This is a genomic window from Phenylobacterium sp., assembly GCF_030651755.1.
Lineage (GTDB): Bacteria > Pseudomonadota > Alphaproteobacteria > Caulobacterales > Caulobacteraceae > Phenylobacterium.
Window position 1 is genome coordinate 1 of the sequence record NZ_JAUSBZ010000026.1, and the last position, 16,110, is coordinate 16,110.

Annotated in this window: 18 protein-coding genes, 3 tRNA genes and 1 riboswitch; of the genes, 19 read left to right on the forward strand and 2 right to left on the reverse strand. The window is 68.0% G+C overall.

The features are described 5' to 3' along the window. Window positions 1–142 precede the first annotated feature (142 nt). On the forward strand, window positions 143–577 hold the full coding sequence (locus Q7V15_RS02185; RefSeq protein ID WP_304753480.1) for a D-Ala-D-Ala carboxypeptidase family metallohydrolase: 435 nt from the start codon (window positions 143–145) through the stop codon (window positions 575–577). Next, the gene (locus Q7V15_RS02190; RefSeq protein ID WP_304753481.1) at window positions 574–954 is read left to right on the forward strand and encodes a hypothetical protein; all 381 of its coding nucleotides are present in this window, start codon (window positions 574–576) and stop codon (window positions 952–954) included. The genes Q7V15_RS02185 and Q7V15_RS02190 overlap by 4 nt, the downstream gene beginning before the upstream one ends. A gap of 177 nt (window positions 955–1,131) precedes the next feature. Here the strand turns inward: Q7V15_RS02190 and Q7V15_RS02195 are convergent, their stop codons facing one another. Further along, complete coding sequence (locus tag Q7V15_RS02195) at window positions 1,132–1,347, reverse strand: hypothetical protein (protein WP_304753483.1); 216 nt, start codon at window positions 1,345–1,347, stop codon at window positions 1,132–1,134. Window positions 1,348–1,527: 180 nt separating this feature from the next. Further along, window positions 1,528–1,602, reverse strand: a tRNA-Thr gene (locus Q7V15_RS02200). Between the two features lie 345 nt (window positions 1,603–1,947). Between Q7V15_RS02200 and murA the strand changes: the two genes are divergently transcribed. From murA to Q7V15_RS02285, 17 genes are all read left to right on the forward strand, one after another. Next, window positions 1,948–3,252, forward strand: coding sequence for a UDP-N-acetylglucosamine 1-carboxyvinyltransferase (murA, locus tag Q7V15_RS02205; protein ID WP_304753484.1), 1,305 nt, complete (start codon window positions 1,948–1,950; stop codon window positions 3,250–3,252). After that, on the forward strand, window positions 3,245–3,676 hold the full coding sequence (locus tag Q7V15_RS02210; RefSeq protein WP_304753486.1) for a DUF2948 family protein: 432 nt from the start codon (window positions 3,245–3,247) through the stop codon (window positions 3,674–3,676). The genes murA and Q7V15_RS02210 overlap by 8 nt, the downstream gene beginning before the upstream one ends. Window positions 3,677–3,765: 89 nt before the next feature. Beyond that, a complete protein-coding gene (gene hisD, locus Q7V15_RS02215; RefSeq protein WP_304753487.1) occupies window positions 3,766–5,055 on the forward strand; it encodes a histidinol dehydrogenase in 1,290 nt (429 codons plus the stop codon). Window positions 5,056–5,167: 112 nt separating this feature from the next. Then, window positions 5,168–5,797 (forward strand): SH3 domain-containing protein, encoded by a 630-nt coding sequence (locus Q7V15_RS02220; RefSeq protein ID WP_304753488.1) that lies wholly within the window; start codon window positions 5,168–5,170, stop codon window positions 5,795–5,797. A 158-nt stretch (window positions 5,798–5,955) separates the two neighbouring features. Beyond that, window positions 5,956–6,435 (forward strand): UPF0262 family protein, encoded by a 480-nt coding sequence (locus tag Q7V15_RS02225; RefSeq protein ID WP_304753489.1) that lies wholly within the window; start codon window positions 5,956–5,958, stop codon window positions 6,433–6,435. Window positions 6,436–6,442: 7 nt separating this feature from the next. Then, entirely contained in the window at window positions 6,443–6,898 is a 456-nt protein-coding gene (locus tag Q7V15_RS02230) for a low molecular weight phosphatase family protein (RefSeq protein ID WP_304753491.1), read from the forward strand. A gap of 109 nt (window positions 6,899–7,007) precedes the next feature. Further along, complete coding sequence (gene infA / locus Q7V15_RS02235) at window positions 7,008–7,226, forward strand: translation initiation factor IF-1 (RefSeq protein ID WP_304753492.1); 219 nt, start codon at window positions 7,008–7,010, stop codon at window positions 7,224–7,226. A 12-nt stretch (window positions 7,227–7,238) separates the two neighbouring features. Continuing rightward, window positions 7,239–7,829 (forward strand): nucleoside triphosphate pyrophosphatase, encoded by a 591-nt coding sequence (locus Q7V15_RS02240; RefSeq protein WP_304753503.1) that lies wholly within the window; start codon window positions 7,239–7,241, stop codon window positions 7,827–7,829. Beyond that, entirely contained in the window at window positions 7,826–8,866 is a 1,041-nt protein-coding gene (locus Q7V15_RS02245; RefSeq protein WP_304753493.1) for a ribonuclease E/G, read from the forward strand. Before Q7V15_RS02240 ends, Q7V15_RS02245 begins: the two co-directional genes overlap by 4 nt. After that, window positions 8,863–9,042, forward strand: coding sequence for a DNA gyrase inhibitor YacG (locus Q7V15_RS02250; RefSeq protein WP_304753495.1), 180 nt, complete (start codon window positions 8,863–8,865; stop codon window positions 9,040–9,042). The genes Q7V15_RS02245 and Q7V15_RS02250 overlap by 4 nt, the downstream gene beginning before the upstream one ends. A 76-nt stretch (window positions 9,043–9,118) precedes the next feature. Further along, window positions 9,119–9,194 (forward strand) — tRNA-Phe (locus tag Q7V15_RS02255). Window positions 9,195–10,009: 815 nt separating this feature from the next. Further along, the gene (locus tag Q7V15_RS02260; RefSeq protein ID WP_304753497.1) at window positions 10,010–10,897 is read left to right on the forward strand and encodes a MotA/TolQ/ExbB proton channel family protein; all 888 of its coding nucleotides are present in this window, start codon (window positions 10,010–10,012) and stop codon (window positions 10,895–10,897) included. Between the two features lie 5 nt (window positions 10,898–10,902). Continuing rightward, the gene (locus tag Q7V15_RS02265) at window positions 10,903–11,334 is read left to right on the forward strand and encodes a biopolymer transporter ExbD (RefSeq protein ID WP_304753498.1); all 432 of its coding nucleotides are present in this window, start codon (window positions 10,903–10,905) and stop codon (window positions 11,332–11,334) included. 12 nt (window positions 11,335–11,346) lie between these two features. After that, a complete protein-coding gene (locus Q7V15_RS02270) occupies window positions 11,347–12,051 on the forward strand; it encodes an energy transducer TonB (RefSeq protein ID WP_304753499.1) in 705 nt (234 codons plus the stop codon). A gap of 135 nt (window positions 12,052–12,186) precedes the next feature. Continuing rightward, a tRNA-His gene (locus Q7V15_RS02275) sits at window positions 12,187–12,263 on the forward strand. A 147-nt stretch (window positions 12,264–12,410) separates the two neighbouring features. Continuing rightward, on the forward strand, window positions 12,411–13,868 hold the full coding sequence (locus Q7V15_RS02280; RefSeq protein WP_304753500.1) for an alkaline phosphatase: 1,458 nt from the start codon (window positions 12,411–12,413) through the stop codon (window positions 13,866–13,868). A gap of 49 nt (window positions 13,869–13,917) precedes the next feature. Then, window positions 13,918–14,112: riboswitch (cobalamin riboswitch) on the forward strand. Window positions 14,113–14,274: 162 nt separating this feature from the next. Next, a partial coding sequence (locus Q7V15_RS02285; RefSeq protein WP_304753502.1) for a TonB-dependent siderophore receptor occupies window positions 14,275–16,110 on the forward strand: 1,836 nt, incomplete at its 3' end.

Below are 16,110 nucleotides of genomic sequence, written 5' to 3' on the forward strand. Positions count from 1 at the left end.
TGGCCCTGATCGGAGCCAATGTGGTCCTGGGCACCCTCTATCTGGCCGGAGCGACGGTCACCGACTGGGCCAAGCTGGTGGCGGCCGGCCGCCGGGACCGAGCCTGACAGACTTCTCTCACTCAAAGACATGGAGGACGGCCATGACGACCTGGCTGTCAGCGCACTTCTCCCTGGAGGAGATGACCGCCACCCAGCAGCGGGGGCTGGATAACACCCCGCCGCCGGCCGTGCTGGCGCGCCTTCGCGCCACAGCGCAGGTCCTGGAGCAGGTTCGGGTCCTGCTCGGGGACTCGCCCATCCTGATCACCAGCGGCTACCGCTCTCCCGCCGTGAACCGCGCCGTCGGAGGCTCGGCGACCAGCGCCCACATGCGCGGGGAGGCGGCGGACTTCATCTGTCCGCGGTTCGGCTCGCCGCGGGCGGTGTGCCGGGCCATCGCGGCCTCGGACCTCGCCTTCGACCAGCTGATCGAGGAGGCCGGGGCCTGGGTTCATCTGGGGCTGGGCGGCCGCTGGCGCCGGGAGGTGCTCACCTGGCGGCCTGGCAAGGGCTATGGGCGGGGGCTGGGAGCATGATGAGCATCAGAGCCCTTGTGACGGCGGTGGCGGCCGGGGCGCTGGCGGCCTCGGCCCTGTCGCTCTATGTGGCCGGGCGGCGGGATGGCGGCCAGCATCGCCAGGCTGAGATCGCCGTCCTGACCCGTGAGCGCGACATCGCCCGGCTGGAGGCCGACGGGGAGCGGGCCTCGGGCCAGCGCCTGGCCGCGGCCCTGTCCCGCGGCGCGAGCGGCCGAGCGGTGGTGAGCACCTTCATTCCACAGGCTCTGAACACGGAGGATGGCCATGAGATCCTGGCCGCTGATCGCGCTGCTCGGCTTCACGACGCTGACCGCCGGCTGTGCCAAGCCGCCCCCGACCTCACCGGCTGCGCCGCGGCTGGCCCTGGCGGCTGAGGCCCGGGCGCCCTGCGCCCTGCACACCCTGCCGTCGCAGCCGACCCTGGCCGACCTGGAGATCGGCTATGTGACCCGCGGGGCGCAGATCGTCGCCTGCGACGCGGCCAGGCGCCTGGCGGTGGAGACCTATGATGCGCAGGAGGCCTTGAACCCTGGGAGCGCCGATGTGAGGCGTTAGTGGACGACGCCGCCGATGGGGCCGAGGGAGTCATAGGCCTCGATACAGGCGATGATGTCGTCCCAGGCCGAGAGGCCGTCCACATCGCCCATGGCGGCGAACTCGGCGGCCCGCAGCATGGCGATCACCTGGGCGTCGGGACCGTACTGGCGGATCAGGGCCAGGGCGGCGTTGCGCGTGTCGATGGGGAAGTTGTCCGGATTGTCGATCATCGGTCCTCCACGGTCACCGAACATACGGGCGTGGAGGCCAAACGGATGGGGGCGCGCACAGCGGCGAATCTCATCGTCTGTCAGGCGGTGCGGCCTCGCTGCGTCGGCGGGCTGCGCGAACACGGAAAACCAGGGCTGAAAATGAGGTCGGCCCCAGGTCCGTTCAGGACCTGGGGCCGATGGTGCCGCCGTCGGGACTCGAACCCGAGACCTCAGCCTTACCAAGGATGCGCTCTACCACTGAGCTACGGCGGCGAAAGGCGAGGCGGGGGCTATAGCCAACCGCGCGCCTCGCGTGAAGCCCCAATTCCGGTTTTCTCAGCCTTGACCCGATGGGGCGCAAGCCGCAACCAAACCCCATGACCCCGCCCGACAGACCTAAACCCCCGCCGGTGAGCGATCGGGAAGCCAAGTTGGCCCAAGCCCTCAGGGCGAACCTGCGTCGTCGCAAGGCGCCCGCCAGGCCGGCGCCGAAGCCTGAAGACCCCGACGACAAGTGTTCGTGAGCGCTGGCTGACTTTGCGCGGAGGTGGGGGCGGGCTAGAAGCGCTCCTTGGGTTTGTCTCGCGCCGCGGGGGCGGCGCTGCAAGAGGGCTGGGATTGGATCGAATCGCCATTGAGGGCGGCGCGCGTCTGGAGGGCGAGATCTCCATCAGCGGCGCCAAGAACTCGGCCATCAAGCTGATGGCCGCCAGCCTGCTGACGTCTGAGCCCCTGCGGCTGACCAATATGCCGCGGTTGGCCGACACCCGGTTCCTGGGACAGCTGCTCGGCCGCCTGGGAACCGAGGTGCAGGAGCAGGACGGCCCCGAGGGGCCGGAAACCCTTTTGCACACCCCGGAAATCATCAGCGCCATCGCCCCCTATGACCTGGTCCGGCAGATGCGCGCCTCGTTCAACGTCCTGGGGCCGCTGCTGGCCCGCTCGGGGCAGGCCAAGGTCTCCTTGCCCGGAGGTTGCACGATCGGCGCGCGTCCGGTGGACCTGCACCTGGAGGCCCTGCGGGCCCTGGGCGCGGAGATCGACCTGCATGAGGGCTATGTGTACGCCCAGGCGCCGCGAGGCCTGCGGGGGGCGGAGATCGTTTTCCCGTTCGTCTCGGTGGGGGCCACCGAGCACGCCATGCTGGCCGCGGTCCTGGCCGAGGGCGAGACCATCCTGCGAAACGCGGCCTGCGAGCCGGAGATCGTCGACCTGGCCGACTGCCTCAACAAGATGGGCGCACGGATTGTCGGGGCGGGCCTGGATGTGATCCGTATCCAGGGGGTGAGCCGGCTGAACGGGACCAGCCATGCCGTCATCCCCGACCGCATCGAGACCGGCACCTTCGCCATGGCCGCGGCCATGGCCGGAGGGGAGGTTCGCCTGACGCGCACCCGCAATGATTTCATCGCCAACCTGTTGGACAAGATGGAGGAGGCCGGCGTGGACGTGGTCCGCCACAATGATGGCGTCACGATCAAGCGCAACGGCCGCCGACTGAACGCCGTGGCCGTGGAGACCGACCCCTATCCCGGCTTCGCCACCGACCTGCAGGCCCAGTTCATGGCCTTGATGACCCTGGCGGACGGGGAGTCGGTGATCCGCGAAACCATCTTTGAGAACCGCTTCATGCATGCGCCGGAACTGGCGCGGCTGGGGGCCGACATCAGCATCCAGGGGGGCGAGGCGCGGGTTCGCGGCGTTCCAGCCCTCAATGGCGCCCAGGTGATGGCGACTGACCTGCGCGCCTCCGTCGGCCTGGTGATCGCCGGCCTGGCCGCGAAGGGTGAGACGGTGGTGGGACGGGTCTATCATCTTGATCGAGGATTTGAGCGCCTGGAGGACAAGTTGTCGGCCTGCGGCGCCCGGATCCAGCGGCTGAAGGGCGATTCGACGGCGGAGGAGGCCGGATTCGATGCCTGACAAGGCCAAACCACTCCGGCTGAAGGCGGAGGACGCCGAGGACCTGGCGATCCTGTCGGCCGCCTTGCAGGACGCCGTGGGCAAGATCGGTGACATTCGTTTCGAAGCCAAGGCGCGACGCCTGACCCTGGCGCTGAACCGCTATCGCTGGGAGGCTGGGGGCCGCTCGCGGGTCCGCTCGGCCCTGCAACTGGGATCGGTGGAGGCTGTCGAGGCGCGGCGGTTGCGCCGGGACGCCCCGGAGGCGGTCGTTGAACTCCTGGCGCTCAGTTTCGAGCCGGACGCTGATCCGCCTGGGGGAAGCCTGATCCTCAGCTTCGCCGGGGGCGGGGACCTCAAGGTCAAGGTCGAGTGCCTTGATGCGGTGCTGGCCGACGTCTCTGCGCCCTGGCCCACCCCGCGGACGCCGCAGCATGAGTCCTGAGACCGCCATTCCCAGGCTGTTGCGGCAAGACCGGGATGTGGCCAAAGGGCCATGGCGCTGAGGACGGGCCGTCGCTACATAGCCCCATCATGCGCCGATTTCATTTTTCAGACCCCGACTTCGAGGACCGCTTCGCCGCCCTGGTGAGCGAGCGCCGCGACACCCCAGAGGACGTCGAGGCGATCGTTCGCGACGTGCTGGCCGCCGTGCGGGCCGAGGGCCTGGCCGCCGTCCTGCGCTTTGGCGCCAAGTTCGATGGCGTGGATATCGACGAGGCCGGCCTGCGGGTGAGCGCCGACGAGATCGAAGCCGGGGCCGCGGCCTGCGCCCCGGAGGTGCGCGAGGCCATCGCCTTCGCCGCCGAACGCATCCGCACCTATCACGAACGCCAGAGGCCCGCCGACGCCCGATTCACCGACGCCGCCGGGGTCGAGATGGGCTGGCGCTGGACCGCCATCGAAGCGGTGGGGATCTATGTGCCTGGCGGGCGGGCGGCCTATCCGTCCACCGTGTTGATGAACGCCGTGCCGGCGAAGGTGGCCGGGGTCGAGCGCATCGCCATGGTCACGCCCCCTGGAAAGCTGCAGCCAGCGGTGCTGGCCGCGGCTCAGGCGGCGGGCGTCACCGAGATCTGGCGCGTGGGCGGGGCCCAGGCCGTGGGCGCCTTAGCTTTCGGGGCCGGCCCCATTCGCCCGGTGGACAAGATCGTCGGCCCGGGCAACGCCTTTGTCACCGCCGCCAAGCGCCGGGTCTATGGGGTGGTGGGGATCGACGCCCTGGCCGGGCCCTCGGAGATCGTGGTGGTGGCCGATGGCCTCAACCGCCCCGACTGGATCGCCGCTGACCTGCTGTCCCAGGCCGAGCACGACCCGGCCGCCCAGTCCATCCTGATCACCGACGATGAGGGTTTCGCCGCCAAGGTGGAGGCCCAGATCGAGGCTCAGCTCGCCACCCTGGCCACAGGCGCGGTGGCGCAGGCCTCCTGGCGCGACCACGGGGCGGTGATCATCGCGCCCCTGGCGCAGAGCCCGCGACTGGTGGACGCCCTGGCGCCCGAGCATGTGGAGTTCGCCGTCGAAGATCCCGACGCCCTGGCCGACCAGGTGCGGCACGCCGGCGCCATGTTCCTGGGGCGGCACGCGCCCGAGGCGATCGGCGACTATGTGGCCGGGTCGAACCATGTCCTGCCCACCAGCCGGGCGGCCCGGTTCTCGTCGGGCCTGTCGATCTATGACTTCATCAAGCGAACCTCGTTCGTGAAGTGCGACGCCGCCGCCTTTGAAGCCCTGGGGCCGGCCACCGTGGCCTTGGCCGAGGCCGAGGGCCTGCCGGCCCACGCCCGATCGGCGGCCCTGCGCCTGGGTCAGGGCGGCCAATAAACCTGAACGAAATCTGTCAGTCGCCTTCGAGGGTCCGTTCAGGCGGGGTCCCCTAGGGTCGAAGTCACAGGGCCAGTCGCGGCCCGACGACTAGATCTGATGGAGGCAAGTCATGCCGATGACGACTGTTTCGAAACTGACCTCAGGCGCGGCGGCCACCGCCATGATGAGCGCCCTGTTCCTGGCCGCCGCGGCCCCTGCCGCCCAGGCTCAGAACTTCGGTGGCGTGCTGGGCTGTAACGCCAGCGGCGGCAAGCAGGAGGGCGGGGCGCTGATCGGCGCCCTGGTCGGCGCGGCGGCGGGGTCCAACCTCGCCAAGAACGACCGTGGCACGGGCACGGCCCTTGGCGCGGTGGTCGGGGCGGCCGCCGGTTCGGCCATCGGCTGCAAGCTGCAGCATGACGACCAGGACCGCCGCTATGGGCAGGGCCAAGGCTACGCCTACAACCAGCCGGCCACCTACACCCACGGCGGCTATCGCCTGGACCGCAACCTGGCGCCGGCCAACTATGCCGGCGGCGGCGGGGTGATGATCGCCCGGTCCACCGTGAACCTGCGCGCCGCGCCCTCCACCAGCGGCGCCCGGGTGGGTCAGCTCCGGGCTGGCGAGCGGTTCGAAGCCCTGTCCTATGTCCGCGGCAGCGACTGGATCCTGGTGGGCCATAACGGGGTCGGGGTGGGTTATGTCCACGGCGCCTATGTTCAGCCCGAAGGCTACCGCTACGCTGGTTATCGTCGCTAAAGGCCGGCGCCGCCTTCCTCCCGAACCCGCAACTCAATGGCCCCCGTCGCCCCGCGGCGGGGGCTTTTTTGTGCTTCGCGCACGTCAGGTCGCTAAGCGGGATGACGCCGGGGGGCGGTTTGCACTAAAGCTGGCGCCCAGACCTTCCCCAGGGCGTCATGACTGACGACGACCAGAAGAACCATCGGCTGCAGAGCGTTGAGATCGACCAGCAATCCCTGGGCGCGATTTCGCGCGACCAGGAGCAGGAGCGGCAGATCGCCATCTTCGATCTGCTGGAATCAAACCGTTTTGTTCCCGACGGCGCCGAGCAGGGTCCCTATGACCTGCACATGGGCCTGATGGAGAACCGGCTGGTGCTGGATGTCACAGGTCCCGGCTATGAGAAGCGCCACATCCTCTCCCTGTCGCCCTTCCGGATGCTGATCAAAGACTATTTCATGATCTGCGAGAGCTACTACCAGGCGATCCGGAATGCGACGCCGGCCCAGATCGAGGCCTTGGACATGGGACGGCGCGGCCTGCACAATGAGGGATCAGAACTGCTGCGCGCGCGCCTGGCCGGGAAGATCGAAACCGATCTCGACACCGCGCGCCGGCTGTTCACCCTGATCTGCGCCCTGCACTACAAGAGCTGAAGCGGTCATGGGTTTGGGGTCCTCGCCGCGCGCTCCTGGGGCCATTCTCTTTGCCTGCAACTTCAATCGCGTTCGCTCGCCGATGGCCGAGATGCTGGCGCGACGGCTGCTGGGCGACCGGGCCTTTGTGGATTCCTGCGGACTGAAGTCCGAGGCCGATGTCGAGGGGGCCGATCCCTTTGTCTGCGCCGTGATGGCCGAGCTGGGCCTGGATCTGGAAGCTCACGCGCCGAAGACCTTCGATGAGCTCAATGACGATTCCTTCGACCTGATCATCTCCCTCACCCCGGAAGCACAGCATCGGGCGGTGGAGCTGACCCGCCACCGGGCCGCAGAGATCGAATATTGGCCGACCCATGACCCCACCCTGGTCGAGGGCTCGCGCGAGCATCGTCTGGCGGCCTATCGGGAAGTGCGCGACGCCCTGGCGCGTCGGCTTGTCGAGCGCTTCGGCGCCGGTTGATGAGAGGTCTCTACCGGCCAATGCAACCTGAGTTATAATGAGCCGCTGTCGGCCGGACCTGATTCCGGGCACGGCTGACGGCTTCAGGTGCGCGCCCCATGGAGCCTGCATGGCCAAGGAAGAGCTGTTGGAGTTTCCCGGCGTGGTCAGTGAAGTCCTGCCCAACGCCATGTTTCGCGTAAAACTTGAGAACGACCACGAGATTGTCGCCCACACGGCGGGCAAGATGCGGAAGAACCGCATCCGCGTGGCGGTGGGAGACAAGGTTCTGATCGAGATGACGCCTTACGACCTGTCCAAGGGCCGTATCACCTTCCGCGTCCGTTAGCGGGTGACCCGACTGACTCCTTCTGAGAGACCCACCCTGGTCCTGGCGTCGGCCAGTCCCAGACGGCTGGACCTGTTGAGGCAGGTCGGGCTTTCCCCAGATCAGATCTGCGCCGCTGACCTTGATGAGGCGCCCCTGAAGGGTGAGACGCCCCGTCGCCACGCTGTGCGTCTGGCCAGCGCCAAGGCGGCGGCCGTCGCCCAAAGCCATCCCGCAGCCTTTGTCCTGGCGGCGGACACGGTGGTCGCCGCTGGTCGACGAATCCTCCCCAAGGCCGAGAACGAAACGCAGGTGCGAGCCTGCCTGACCCTGCTGTCTGGCCGCAGCCACCGGGTCTACACGGCGCTGGCCGTGCATGCGCCCGATGGGCGCCGCGCCGAGCGCCTGGTGGAGACCCGCGTCACCTTCAAGCGTCTGGGCGCAGACGAGCTGGCGGCCTATCTGTCCAGCGGCGAGGGCCTGGGCAAGGCTGGCGGTTATGCGATTCAGGGCCGGGCTGGGGGCTTTGTGACCCAATTGCAGGGCTCCTACCCGTCGGTGGTGGGCTTGCCGCTCTATGAAAGCCTTTGTCTGCTGCGGGGTCTGGGCTATCCCGCAGCATGAGCCGGCGGACCTATTTCATTGATCGAGGCCTGGGCGAGACCCGGGGCGGCGTCCTGTTGGACGGGCGACCAGAGCGCCTGTTGATCCAGCGAGATGATGATTCTCCCCGTCTGGCCCTGGGCGCCCGTCTGCGCGCCCGGGTGCGCCATGTGGAGCCGGCTCTGGGCATGGCCTTTCTGGACCTGGGCGCCGGGGATGAAGCCAGCGTCTCATTCAAGCCTGACGAGCGCCCCCGCCAGGGCGAGGCCCTGGAGGTGGAGATTCGCACCGAGCCGAGGATCGGAAAACTGGCCACGGCGCGGCTGATCGGTCCCGCCCAGGGGGAGCCTGTCCTGCTGGAGTCAGCCCCGTCCCTGCTCGACCAGCTGCAGCGGCTGGTGGGGGAGGGGGAGCCTGTCACCGGCCGGGTCGCCCGCCAGCTGGCCGATGAGGCCGAGGCCGAGGTTCTGGAGGTCATCCACCCATTGCCGGGGGGCGGGACGATCGCCATCGAGCCGACCCGGGCCCTGACCGCCATTGATGTCGATGTGGGCGAGCGGAAGGGGCAGGAGGCCAAGCGGGTCACCCGACAGGCCAATCTGGCCGCCTTGTCGGTGGCCGCTCGGGTATTGAGGCTCAAGGGCCTCGGGGGGCTGATCGTCTTCGACATGGCCGGCCGGGGTCATGACGGGGCTGCCCTGATGGCGGCGGCGCGGGCCGCCTTCAATCCCGATAATCCCGGCGTCTCCATCGGCCCCATCAGCCGGTTTGGCACGATAGAGCTCACCGTCCCCAGGCGGGGGCGACCGGTGACCGAGATTCTCACCGATGGCGCGGGGCGAGTCTCGGCCAGGACCCTTGGCCATCGTCTCGTGCGAAGGCTGGAGGCCGAGGGGACGGCCGCCCCTGGCGGTCGGCTCAGCGCCGCCTGCTCGCCCGCCGTGGCCGAGGCGGCCAAGCCGGCCCTGGCCCTATTGGCCGGCCGCATCGGCGCGCGCTTCGAGGTCAAGGGCGACCCGGCCCTGGCCTGGGAGCAGATCGAAGTCCACGCCCGATGAGCCGGGCCCCGTCCAAGGCCAAGTGCCCCATCTGTCGCAAGCCGGTCCAGCCGGACTATCGTCCCTTCTGCTCGAAGCGCTGTGCTGACGTCGATCTGCAGCGCTGGTTCACCGGCGCCTATGCGGTTCCGGCCGTGGAGCAGGAAGAGGTCTCCGACGGCGAGGATGAGGTCTGAAACAAACGGGCCTCGCCGCGCTGGACTTCCCTGGGCGGCTCTTTTATAGACGCGGCTCCCGCGCGGCGGGCCCAGTGCCTGGGTAGCTCAGTTGGTCGAGCAGCGGATTGAAAATCCGCGTGTCGGTGGTTCGAATCCGCCCCCAGGCACCATTCTCACCCCATCCCCCCCCCAGCATGTCGTTCAGGCCGCGGCTGCGCCACGATTCGGTGGCGTCCGAATCCCTCAGCGTCGGACTCCGGGCGGCCTGTCCCGGTGCTGCGATCGCCCGCGGGGTAGGGGACGGGCGAAACCCACTGTCCAGGCCCCCACCAATCGGTCGGCCGACCATAGCCCTGGGCTAACCGGCGGCGGGGCCGGCCGATCAGGCGCGACTTTCAAGTGACAGGGGGCGTTCGAATTCGCCGGCCGGGGCTGATGATGTTGACTTGGGGCCGCCCCGCGCTCATTTCCCGCCGGGTCGGCGTCGCCTGCGCAAAAGCTGAGCGCCTCGCGGCCGATTCTCGCCAGATTTCCGCCATTTTGGACGATCGGCGTTCGCTCCGACTTATTGCGTCGCAGCAATATCTTTCGCCGGACCGGCGAGTTTCTCCAATTATTGCAGAGAATTCATATTGTGCGCCGCAGCAATACCCCAGTTTCTGATTATAAATTCGACGGTTAGCCGCACGGTGCGGCACTTGACGCTCCGTTTGGGGGTTGCCAAAGGTCCCTCGCCGCACGTCTAACTTTGCGGTGAGGGTCCGCAGTCCGCTCCTGGATTGCGGTCTCGCCTTGCCCAATCGCAACATCCGGCTTCACATAATTGTGGGCGTCGGGCGTTACGGGTCAGGAGCAGCGATAGCGGTCTTGGTTTCGGACGCGGCGAAAGCGGTTCGGGGCCAAGGCATATTCAGCTAGGGTAGGAGACGCTCTCGCGCGACGACCCTCGGTCCAAACGTGCTAGACCATTAGGAACTGGCGACAGATGCTCGACAAAAAACGGAACACCCCCTTCATCGCTCTCATTGGCGCGGCTGCGTTGATGATGGGCGCCCCAGCGTTCGCGCAGGACGCCGCTCCAGCGGATCCGGCCGCCGCCGAGGCCCCGGCCGATCCGGCCGCCACCCCCGCCGCGCCCGCTGAGGCGGCTCCCGCGGAAGAAGTGTCCACCGATGTCGGTGGTCACGGCGAACTGACCATTATGACGATGTTCCTGGACGCTCAGCCGGTCGGTAAGGCCGTTCTGATCGGTCTGGCCCTGGCGTCGATCTTCTCCTGGACCCTGCTGCTCACCAAGCTCTTCGAGTTCGGTGGCCTGGAACGTCAAACCAACCGCTTCCTGGAAGCCTTCCGGGGCGCCAAGAACATCAACGACATCGGCCGCGTCGCCATGTCAGACGAGTTCGAAGGCAACCCGCTGGCCGACATGGCCGCGGCCGCCGTTCAAGAAGTTGAGATCTCGCGTCAAGCGGGCCTGAACATCGCCGGCGAACACCGTGAAACCACCATCGGTCGCGCTGTTGCGGCCGTGTCCGGCGTCCAGGCCTCCCTGGCCAAGCGCCTGTCGGGTGGCATGCAGTTCCTGGCCTCGGTCGGCTCCAACGGTCCGTTCATCGGTCTGTTCGGCACCGTGTACGGGATCATGTACTCCTTCATCGGCATCGCGAACACCAACACGACCAACCTGGCCGTCGTTGCGCCCGGTATCGCCGAAGCGCTTCTGGCCACCGGCATGGGCCTCTTCGCCGCTATCCCGTCGGTTATCTTCTACAACTACTTCCAGACGCGTATCTCCGCCTACGGCGCGCGCTCGGAGGGCTTTGTCGCTGAACTTCTGAACGCGATCTCCCGGCAGCTCGACAAGGGGGCCTAAACCCAATGGCCGCTAAACTCTCAGGGTCTGGGGGTGGCAGGTACGAAACGGAGCAGAACAGCGAAATCAATGTGACGCCCTTCGTGGACGTCATGCTGGTTCTCCTGATCATCTTCATGGTGGCGGCGCCTCTGGCCAGTGTGACGGTCCAGGTAGCTCTTCCGCCAGCCGTCGCCGAGCCATCCGCGAACCCACCCAAACCGGTCTACATTTCGATCCAGTCAAACGGGTCCATCTATGTCGGTGACTTCCAGACCGACCTGGCGGGCCTGGGCGAGGACCTCCGGTCGAACATTGGGCAACGGAACCCAGAACGTGAGCGGATCTTCATCCGCGCCGACAGAGACACCGTCTACGGTGACTTCATGGGCGTGATGAACATGCTTCAGGACAATGGGTTCTACAGCGTGGCGCTCATCGGCGAAGAAGACAATTGAGGAGGGTGAGGCATGTCTGAAACCAGTGACACGACTCACATTCATCACAGTCCGTTCGACGCGCCGAAGGCTAAGCGGAACAATGGCGTCATAGTCGCCGTCATTGTCTCGATCGTGGTTCACGTCGCACTTGGGTTTTACCTCTACAAGACCAAGTTCGAACCGACCTATCGGGAGTATTCGGAGGACATTACGGAGGTGGCGCTGATCAAGCCGGCTCCGCCTCCGCCGCCGCCGCCGCCGCCGCCGCCGCCGTCGAACACGCCGCCGCCTCCGCCGCCGAAGCTTCAGCCTCGGCCGCCTGTGGCGCCGCCCGTCGGGATCACCTCGATCCCGCCGCTGCCGGTGCCCCCGGTGCAGGAACGCGTCGAGGTGCCTCAGCCGCCGGCTCCGGCCCCGCCGGCTCCGCCGCGTCCGTCGGTGATCACCAATCCCGACTGGGCTCGTCTGCCCAGCGGCGAGGACGTGGCCCGCTACTATCCCGACCGCGCCCAGCGGATGGGAGCAGAGGGTCGGGTGGTGCTGAGCTGCTCGGTGACGGCGACCGGCACGTTGCAAGGCTGCTCTGTGGTGGAAGAAAGCCCCGCAGATCAGGACTTCGGCGCCGCTGCGATGCGTATGACACGACTGTTCCGGATGCGTCCGCGAACCGCCGACGGCGCGCCCGTCGAAGGTGGTACGGTCCGGATCCCGATTTCCTTCCGTCTTCCCCGCTAAGGGACGACGTCAGGACCCGGGTATCAGACCCCGGAGACCTCTGGTCTCCGGGGTCTTTTCTTTGGGCGGCATGGCGGCGGCAATAGCTCTTGATCCGATTGGCCGCCGCCACTAGAACCCTATCCCTCGCGACGCGCCGCCTTAGCTCAGTTGGTTAGAGCGCCAGATTGTGGCTCTGGAGGTCCCCGGTTCGAACCCGGGAGGTGGTACCATCGCAGGCGCCCGCGAGACTGTTCGATCCTGGATGATCGGACGTCATCGGAGGCGGCGAACGCCGGTCTTCGCGCAGCCGTCATGAAACTCTGCCACAGACAGCGCTCTCAGCAGAGCTGCGCCTGCGCGCGTCCCCAGAGGCTTCCATGACCATCTCCCTGTCCATCCGGGGGGCGGCCTGCGCCGCCATCCTGGCCTTGAGCGCTTCGCCGACCGCCGTCCTGGCGGGCGCCCACCCCGCCCCAGAGGTCGCCCTGGAAGCCGCCTTGGCCAGGACGCCGGAGACGGGGCCTGCGAAGAACATCATCCTGTTCATCGGCGACGGCATGGGGGTCTCGACGGTGACGGCCATGCGCATTCTGGCCGGACAGCGGGCTGAAATGGACGGCGCCTCCTATGATCTGGCCTTCGACGCCATGCCCTATGGGGGCCTGGTGCGGACCTATTCGGTCGACGGGCTGGTGACCGATTCGGCCAACGGGGCGTCGGCCATCACCACCGGTCACCGCACCGTCAATGGCGGCATTGGCGTCGACGGCGGCGCGCGCCGCGGGGTCTGCGACACCAGCCGCCATGTGCCGACCCTGGCGCAGCGCGCCAAGCGCGAGCTCGGCAAGGCTGTGGGCGTCGTCTCCACCGCCGCCATCACCGACGCCTCGCCAGCCGCCTTCTTCGCCCACAGCCCTGACCGCAACTGGCAAAGCGACGCCGACATGCCCGCCGCCGCCCAGGCCGCCGGCTGCATCGATATCGCCGCCCAACTGGTGCTTGCGGAGGAAGATCTTCGCCCCGACCTCGCCCTCGGGGGCGGGCTGACCTTCTTCCGGCCAGAGGGGGCAGGCGGTCGGCGCAAGGATGGACAAGACCTGCCGGCCCTTTGGTCGGCGCGCCCAAACAGCGCCTTCGTCACCGATCGTGACGGCATGAACGCCGCAATTGCTGCGGGCCACGATGTGCTCGGCCTCTTTGCCGAGGTGCACATTCCCCACGAGGTCAATCGGCCGGCGGTCGCCCCCCAGATCCCCACCCTGGAGGAGATGACCCGGGCGGCCATCCAGCGGCTCGCCGCCGAACCCCAGGGCTATGTGCTGCTGATCGAGGCGGCCCATATCGACAAGGCCCATCACGCCGGCCTGCTGAATGCGGCGCTGACCGAGGGCGTCGAGCTTTCCAAGGCGGTGGCGGTAGCCCAGGACCTCACCGATCCGGCTGAGACCCTGATCATCGTCACCGCCGATCACAGCCATGGATTGGTGCTGAACGGTGGAGGCCGCGGCGACGACGTCCTGGGCCTGATCAAAGGACCTACGGGCGCGCCGCGCCTGGCTGGGGACGGCCGCCCTTTGCCAATCCTGGTCTATTCGACGGGACCTGGCGGTCCCGAGGCCGAGGAGGGGCGTCCCAGCCTCGAGGGTGTCGATGTGACCGCCATCGACCATGTCCGGCAGGCGGGCGTCCGGCTCGGCAGCGCGGCCCACACCGGCGAGGATGTGCCGGTCTATGCCGATGGTCCGGGCGCCTATCTGATCACCGGGTCCATGGACCAGCCCTATCTGTTCCAGGTGATGCGTCACGCCCTGCGGCTTCCCGCCGTGGCGCCCTGACGGCGCGACAACCCTAGCGTCAGCGTTGACGAGGCCTTCGAGCCCCCCTAAGGGCTCAGGCGTGACAGGTTCCCCGCAAGGGGATCAAAAGGGAACTCAGGTGTAAGACCTGGGCTGCCCCCGCAACTGTAAGCGGCGAGCCCGCACGCCAAATCAGCCACTGGGTCCTCGGACCTGGGAAGGCGGCGTGCAAATGGGCGATGACCCGCCAGCCAGGAGACCTGCCTGTCGCGGTCGTCCTTCGTCCGGCCGGGGTGCGCCGAACGAACGGGTCTACCCGGGTGGCGACAACCGTCCAGGGCCGCGCAAGGGCGCGGATCCCGGCGGAGTCGCGCGCCTGCGTCCGGCTTCCCGTGGTCCGCCTCCTTGACGGCTCGTTGTCGTCAATTCGAGGGGCCAAGACCCGATGAAATCCATTCTGTTTTCCACCGCCGCCCTGTTTGGGGCGTTGTCGGCGACCATGGCCGCCGCCCAGCCGGCGTCTGCGCCCGATGTGGCGGGCGGGGAGTCCTCCAACGCCGTGCGCGGCGTGGTGGTCACAGCCAACCGCGCGCCGACGGCCGCGGCCCAGGTCGCCCAGGCGGTGACCATCCTGGATCGCGCTGAGATCGAGGCCAGTCAGGCCATCCTGATTCCCGACCTGCTCGCCCGCACGCCGGGCGTCACCCTGTCGCGGAATGGCGGTCCGGGCGGCGTCACCGCTCTGCGGATTCGCGGCGCCGAGACCGACCAGACCCTGGTGGTCATCGACGGGGTCCGCCTGAACGACGTCGCCCAGCCCGGCGCCGGCTACAACTTCGCCAACCTGCTGACCGGCGATGTGGCGAGGATCGAGGTGCTGCGCGGCGCCCAGTCCACCCTGTGGGGCAGCCAGGCCATCGGCGGGGTGGTCAATGTCATCACCACCGTGCCGACCGAACCCTTCCAGGCCAGCCTGGATGTGGAAGGCGGTGACTACGCTACCGCCTATGTCCGTGGCGGTGTCGGCGGGGCGGGCGAGCGCTTCGTCTGGCGCCTGGGCGCCGGCTACTACACCACTGACGGCGTCTCGGCCTTCGCCGGGGGCGCCGAGGCTGACGGCTTCCAGCACACCAGCGCCAATGGCCGCCTGGGGATCAAGATCACCGAGGGCCTCTCCCTCGACCTGCGAGGCCTCTATTCCTATGGTCGGGCCCAGGTGGACGGGTTCCCGGCCCCGACCTACAGCTTCGCCGACACGGCGGAGTATGGCGTCACGGAGGAACTGACCGGCTATGTGGGTCTGAACCTGTCGCTTCTGGAGGATCGGCTGCGCAACCGGTTGGCCTATTCCCGTACGCGAACCGACCGACAGAGCCTCAACCCCAGCCAGGCCGTGACCCCCGTCACCTTCGACGCCCTTTCGGAGGTTGAACGCTGGGAGTACCAGGGGACCTTCGCCGTCACGGACGTCTGGCAGGCGGTGTTCGGCCTGGAACGGGATGAGGCCTCAATGCGCACGGCCTCGCCCAGCGCCTTCAGCCCCAATCCCCCGGCGCAGTCGGCCAGCGCCGACCTCGACAGCGCCTATGTTCAGGTCCAGGGGCCGTTGCTCACGGGTCTGACCCTGACGGCCGGCCTTCGTCGAGACGAGCACGACACCTTCGGTGGCCAGACCCTGGGGCAGGGCGCGCTTGCCTGGTCGCTGAATGATGGAAACACCATCCTGCGGGCCAGTTTCGGCCAGGGCTTCAAGGCCCCGAGCCTCTACCAGCTCTATAGCGAGTATGGGAATCTGGGCCTGGCTCCGGAAGAGGCTGACGCCTGGGATATCGGTGTCGAACAGGTCCTGGCCGGCGGTCTGGCGGTGGTCTCGGCCACCTGGTTCCAGCGGGAGACCAGCAACCAGATCGACTATGTCTCCTGCTTCAGCGCGCCGACCGATCCGTTGTGCAATGTCGGCGGGACCCAACGGTTTGGCTATTACAGCAACACCGCCCGCACCGAGGCCCGCGGCGTGGAACTGATCGGCCAGGCCAAGGTCGGTCCTTTCGACCTGGCGGCCAACTACACCTGGACCGACGCCACCAATGCGGTCTCGGGCTCGGCCAATGAAGGCAAGCGGCTGGCCAGGCGGCCGGAGCATCAGGGCAATATGTCGGTGAGCCACCTCTGGTCGGCGGGCGCCTCGGCCACCTTGGCCGTGCGCTACATCGGCGCGGCCTTTGACGATGCGGCCAACCGCAATCGCCTGGAGCCGCGCGCCCTGCTGGATGTCCGCGCC